This is a genomic window from Mesorhizobium sp. M2A.F.Ca.ET.067.02.1.1 (assembly GCF_004023285.1).
Taxonomy (GTDB): Bacteria; Pseudomonadota; Alphaproteobacteria; order Rhizobiales; family Rhizobiaceae; genus Mesorhizobium.
In genome coordinates, this window is sequence record NZ_RZSB01000372.1 from 1 (window position 1) to 5,800 (window position 5,800).

The window sequence follows — 5,800 nt, forward strand, 5'->3', positions numbered from 1 at the left end:
CCCCTACTCCCCTACTCCCCCGCTTCTGAGGTTCCCCAATGCCTTCCCACTTCCTCGGCATCGATGTAGGCACCGGCAGCGCGCGCGCCGGCGTCTTCGACGAGCGCGGCGAGTTGCTCGCTTCGGCCAAGCGCGACATCGCGCTCTTCGTCGAGCCTGGCGAGATCGCCGAGCAGTCCAGCCGCGACATCTGGCAGGCGGTATGCGCCAGCGTACGCAAGGCGGTCGCGAAGGCGGGCGTCGATCCCCGGGAGATCGGCGGTATTGGCTTCGACGCGACCTGTTCCCTGGTGGTGATCGGCGACGATGGCGAGCCGCTGCCGGTCGGCCGTTCCGGAGACAGCGATCGAAACATCATCGTCTGGATGGACCATCGCGCCCTCGATCAGACCAGGCGCATCAATGCCCTCCGCCATCCCGTCCTCGACTATGTCGGCGGCGTCATTTCGCCCGAGATGGAAACCCCGAAGCTTTTGTGGCTGAAGGAGAACCTGCCGGAGACCTTTGCCAAGGCGCGGCATTTCTTCGACCTTGCGGACTACCTGACCTGGCGCGTCACTGGCAGCCTCGCCCGTTCGGTCTGCACGCTGGCCTGCAAATGGACCTATCTCGGCCACGAGCGGCGCTGGGACGACAGCTATTTCCATGCCGTCGGGCTCGGCGGGCTCGCGGATGAAGGTTTTGCCCGCATCGGCACCGAAGTGGTCGACCCAGGCACGGCGGTGGGCGCCGGCCTGACGGAGAAGGCCGCGGCCGAGCTGGGGCTGGTCGCGGGCACGGTCGCCGCCGCCGGGCTGATCGATGCCCATGCCGGCGGTGTCGGCACGGTGGGTGCTTCCGGCGATGCCGGCACCATTTCCTCGCGCATGGCCTATGTGCTGGGCACCTCGGCCTGCACTATGGCGAGCAGCCAAGATCCGGCCTTCGTGCCCGGAGTCTGGGGGCCCTACTTCTCCGCCATGGTGCCTGGGTTCTGGCTGAGCGAGGGCGGCCAGTCGGCCGCCGGCGCGGCCATCGATCTCCTGGTGCATTTTCACCCGGCGCAAGCCGAGGCTTCCGCGCGCGCCGCGGCGGAAGGCAAATCGCTGGTCGACTGGCTGGCCGCGGCCGCCGCGGCGGCTTCGCCCGACCTATCGGCGGCCGCCAAGCTCGCGGGAAGCATCCATGTCGTGCCCGAATTCCTCGGCAACCGCTCCCCCTTGGCCGATCCGGACGCGCGCGGCCTGATAGCGGGGCTCGGCACCGACCGCTCCGTCGACAGTCTCGTCGGCCTCTACGTGGCCGGGCTTTGCGGTCTGGGCTACGGCGTGCGCCAGATCGTTGCGGCGATGGCGTCGTCCGGCCTTGCCGTCGACACCATCGTCATCAGCGGGGGCGCCGGGCAGTCGCCGCTGGCGCGCCAGCTGCTCGCCGACGCCGCCGGCCTGCCGGTCGCCGCCTCGCAGTCGCCGGAGCCGGTGCTGTTGGGCGCCGCGATGCTCGGTGCCGTCGCGGCCGGGCATTACCCTGACCTGTCGAGCGCCATGCCTGCCATGTCCCGGCTTGGCGAGGTTTTTACACCTGCGTCCGGTGACATCCGCGCTTGGCACGACCGCCGCTACGAAGCCTTCCTGGCGCTGCAGGCGGTGGGCCGCAGCATACGCTGAGGATCGATCAGCGCCTAAACAGCGACGGGACCTTGAATGGATCGGGCGCCGGCTCCCTCCGCCGCGGATAGCGGCGTCTATGCAAAATCCGCGTGACAAAGTTTGACGTTTACGTAAAAAGAAGGTGCGAAATCGACGCATGGTTTCGCGTCGGCCATGCGTTACGGTTGGCTGGGTCGGAGGAGGAGCAGACATGTATCGCGCGCCGGTCGAGGACATCGCCTTTACGCTCAAGCACGTGGCGGGGCTGAAGCCGGCGCTGGATGCCGGCATTTCGGTGACTTCGGCGAGGACTTGGTCGACGCGATCCTGGCCGAAGCGGGGCGTTTCGCCAGCGAGGAGGTGGCTCCGCTCTACAAGGTCGGCGACGAGCATGGCGCGGTGCTGAAGGATGCGGCCGTCACCACGCCGCCAGGCTGGAAGCAGCTTTACCGCCGCTGGATCGAAGGCGGCTGGAACGCGCTGTCGGGGCCGGAGGAGTACGGCGGCCAGGGCCTGCCGACCATGCTCGGCGTCGCCGCGCTCGAAATGTGGAACTCCGCGGCCATGGCCTTCGGCATCGGCCCGACGCTGACCATGGGCGCGGTCGAGGCGCTCGACAAACACGCCTCGGCGGAACTCAAGGCCAAATATCTCGCAAAGCTCGTCTCTGGCGAGTCGATGGGCACGATGAACCTGACCGAACCGCAGGCGGGCTCGGACCTCGCGGCCTTGCGCGCCCGCGCCGAGCCGGTTGGCGACGGCACCTACCGCATCTTCGGCCAGAAGATCTTCATCACCTATGGCGAGCACGATTTCACCGACAACATCGTGCATCTGGTGCTGGCGAGGTTACCCGACGCGCCGGCCGGCACGCGCGGCATCTCGCTGTTTCTGGTGCCGAAATTCTTCGTCAATGACGATGGCTCGCTTGGCGCCCGCAACGACGTCTTCTGTTCCGGCCTCGAGCACAAGCTCGGCATCCATGCTTCGCCGACCTGCACGATGATCTATGGCGACGGTTTCCAGGGCGCCAAGCCCGGCGCCATCGGCTGGCTGATCGGCGAGGAGAACAAGGGGCTCGCCTGCATGTTCACCATGATGAACAACGCCCGCCTTGCCGTCGGCATGCAGGGCGTGGCGGTGGCCGAGACCGCGACGCAGAAGGCGATCGCCTATGCCAATGAGCGCCGCCAGGGCAAGGCTTCCGCCTATGCGGGCTCCGGCATGGCGCCGATCGTCCATCACCCGGACGTGCAGCGCAATCTGCTCACCATGCGGGCGCTGACCCAGATCGCCCGCTCGATCAGCTATTCCTGCGCCCATGCCATCGACCGCGCCCGCGTCGGCGAGGGCGAGGCAGGAGCGAAATGGCATGACCGCGCCAGCCTGCTGACGCCGCTGGCAAAGGCCTTCTCCACCGATGTCGGCGTCGAGGTCGCCTCGCTGGGCGTCCAGGTGCATGGCGGCATGGGCTTCATCGAGGAGACGGGCGCTGCCGCGCTTTATCGCGACGCTCGCATCGCGCCGATCTATGAAGGCACCAACGGCATCCAGGCGATCGACCTTGTCTCGAGAAAGCTGCCGCTCGGCGGCGGCGAGCATGTGCATGGTTACATCAGCGAACTGAAAGCGGTGGCGGAAGCCGTGCGCACCTCCAACATCGAAGGCTTCGGCCGCACCGCCGACAATCTCGACCGCGCGCTGGCCGATCTCGACGAAGCGACGCGCTTCCTGCAAAAACTGCTTGCCGACGGCAAGGCGGACGCCGCGATGGCCGGCGCCACGCCCTATCTGCGCCTGATCTCGCTCGCCGCCGGCGGCGCCTATCTGGCGCAGGGTGGCCTGGCAGACCGCAGCCGCATCGCGCTTTGCCGCTTCTTCGCCGAAAACCTGCTCGGCGAGACCCGCGCCTTGAAGGAGCGAGTCATCGACGGCGCCGAAAGCCTCGTCGCCGCTGGCAAGGCACTGATTTCCGCTGAAGCACCCCGACGCTCAAAGGACCAACCGTGACAGACCATATCCTCGTCGAGCGCCAGGGCGCCGTGCAGATCATCCGCATCAACCGCCCGGACAAGAAGAACGCGCTGACGCGCGCCATGTACGCGAAAATGTCGGCGGCGCTCACCGAAGGCGACGCCGATCCGGCGGTCCGCGTGCATGTCTTCCTCGGCGTTCCGGGCGCCTTTTCCTCCGGCAACGACCTCGCCGATTTCCTGGTCATCGCCACCGGCGGCGAGGGTGGCAATGAGGTATGGGATTTCCTGATGGCGCTGGCCATGTCGCAGAAGCCGATGGTGTCCGGCGTCGACGGCATCGCCGTCGGCATCGGCACCACGCTCAATCTGCATTGCGACCTGACCTTCGCCACGCCGCGTACGCTGTTCCGCACGCCCTTCGTCGATCTCGGCCTGGTGCCGGAAGCCGGCTCCAGCCTAATCGCGCCGCAACTGCTGGGACGGCAGGGCGCCTTCGCGCTGCTCGGCCTCGGCGAGGGCTTTTCGGCCGAGCGCGCCAAGGCCGCCGGCCTGATCTACGACGTCGTCGCCGAAGAGGCGTTGGAAGGCACGGTGCTGGCCGCCGCCAAGGGCATCGCCGCCAAGCCGCCGCAGGCGCTGAAGATCGCGCGCGACCTGATGCGCGAGCCGCGCGAAGCGCTCATCGCCCGCATCAAGGTCGAAGCCGAGCATTTTCGCGAGCGGCTGACCTCCGAAGAGGCCCGCGCCGCGCTGACCGCTTTCATGACGCGCAAGAAGAGCTGAACGCGTCGCCCGCCCTCAGGGATAAAGCCTGGTCTTGTCCCAGCCGCCGGCGGCGTTGCGTGAAAACACGACACGGTCATGCAGCCGGAACGGTCTGTCGTGCCAGAACTCTATCGTCTGCGGCACGATGCGGAAGCCCGACCAATGTTTTGGCCGCGGGATCTCGCCGATGGCATAGCGCGCCGTGTATTCGGCCACCGCCTTCTCCAGCGCGAAGCGGCTCTCCAGCGGCCGCGACTGTTTCGACGCCCAGGCGCCGATGCGGCTGCCGCGCGGCCGTGTCGCGTAATAGGCGTCGGCCTCGGCGTCGCTGACGATCTCCACCGGCCCGCGCACCCGCACCTGGCGGCGCAGCGACTTCCAGTGGAAGCACATCGCCGCCTTCATGCTGCCAAGAATCTCGCGGCCCTTGGCGCTCTCGAAATTCGTGTAGAAGACAAAGCCTTTTTCGTCGAACCCTTTGAGCAGCACCATCCGCACATCCGGCATGCCGTCGGCGTCGACGGTTGCCAGCGCGACCCCATTGGGATCATTGGGCTCGCTCTTCGTGGCGTCCTCCAGCCATACGGCAAAGAGCCGGAACGGCTCCGCCGCTTCGGTGAAGTCACTGCTTGTTAACTCGGTTTCGTTCATAGTTTTCCAAATTTTTAACATTGCGGGAGGAGTTCGCCGATTGTCGCGTATCGCGCAAGCTTTTGACAGCGGGCAATGGAGCGTTATCGCTTCGGCCAGTGCCAAGGCTGCGCTGCTGACCTTGGCGCTTCCCCTTGCCGCCTGCGGCGCCGGCGGGTTCAGCCTGCAAAAGGCCGAGGTCGACCGCTCGATCATCACCGCCAGCGCGCCGTCTTCGCCAACCGCGCCGGCTATCTCCGACCAGGACTCCGACCAGACCACCATCGGCAACGCCGTTTCTTCCGCCGACATCAAGGAGCTTGGCGGCCAGACGGTACCTTGGGCCAATGCCGGCACCGGCTCGCGCGGCGCGATCACCGAGCTGGTCGAGCTGAAGGACGGCGACTTGACCTGCCGCCGCTTCAGCGCCACGCGCGAGAGCTTCGATGGCGTCGCCCTCTACAAGGGCGAGTTGTGCCTGGCCGAAGCCGGCGGCTGGCGCATGCAGGAGTTCAAACCGCTCTGATTTTGGGCCCCTGATTTTCGGGCGCTAATTGCCCTTGCGCCACTGGAATTTCTTCCTATGCGAGCGCATATAGGGGGCGACCACAATTCCATTCTCTCTAGCAGGCAGGAAGCATGCGCGACCCCTATGAGGTGCTGGGCGTTGCCAAGAACGCATCGGCCAAGGACATAAAATCGGCCTACCGCAAGCTCGCCAAGAAGCATCATCCGGACCAGAATCCGAATGATCCGAAGGCGAAGGACCGTTTTGCCGCCGCCAACCAGGCTTACGAGATC

5 protein-coding genes and 1 pseudogene are annotated in these 5,800 nt (G+C 66.5%); 5 read left to right on the plus strand and 1 reads right to left on the minus strand.

Features of this window, described 5'->3' with window-relative positions; genetic code table 11:
• The first annotated feature begins 38 nt into the window (after window positions 1-38).
• From EOA28_RS22410 to EOA28_RS22420, 3 genes and pseudogenes are all read left to right on the plus strand, one after another.
• Window positions 39-1,646 carry an FGGY-family carbohydrate kinase gene (locus EOA28_RS22410; RefSeq protein WP_128315276.1) on the plus strand — a complete coding sequence of 536 codons (1,608 nt, stop codon included), beginning with the start codon at window positions 39-41 and terminating at the stop codon, window positions 1,644-1,646.
• A gap of 193 nt (window positions 1,647-1,839) precedes the next feature.
• Window positions 1,840-3,638, plus strand: a pseudogene (locus EOA28_RS22415) (acyl-CoA dehydrogenase family protein).
• Window positions 3,635-4,387 carry a crotonase/enoyl-CoA hydratase family protein gene (locus EOA28_RS22420; protein ID WP_126078581.1) on the plus strand — a complete coding sequence of 251 codons (753 nt, stop codon included), beginning with the start codon at window positions 3,635-3,637 and terminating at the stop codon, window positions 4,385-4,387. Before EOA28_RS22415 ends, EOA28_RS22420 begins: the two are co-directional and overlap by 4 nt.
• A gap of 15 nt (window positions 4,388-4,402) precedes the next feature.
• On the opposite strand, the gene pdxH is transcribed toward EOA28_RS22420, so the two are convergent.
• Complete coding sequence (gene pdxH / locus EOA28_RS22425) at window positions 4,403-5,020, minus strand: pyridoxamine 5'-phosphate oxidase (RefSeq protein WP_126078580.1); 618 nt, start codon at window positions 5,018-5,020, stop codon at window positions 4,403-4,405.
• A gap of 40 nt (window positions 5,021-5,060) precedes the next feature.
• On the opposite strand from pdxH, the gene EOA28_RS22430 reads away from it, so the two are divergent.
• Complete coding sequence (locus EOA28_RS22430) at window positions 5,061-5,525, plus strand: RT0821/Lpp0805 family surface protein (RefSeq protein WP_127252853.1); 465 nt, start codon at window positions 5,061-5,063, stop codon at window positions 5,523-5,525.
• A gap of 113 nt (window positions 5,526-5,638) precedes the next feature.
• The coding region (locus EOA28_RS22435) for a DnaJ domain-containing protein (RefSeq protein ID WP_148670804.1) at window positions 5,639-5,800 on the plus strand (162 nt) is incomplete at its 3' end.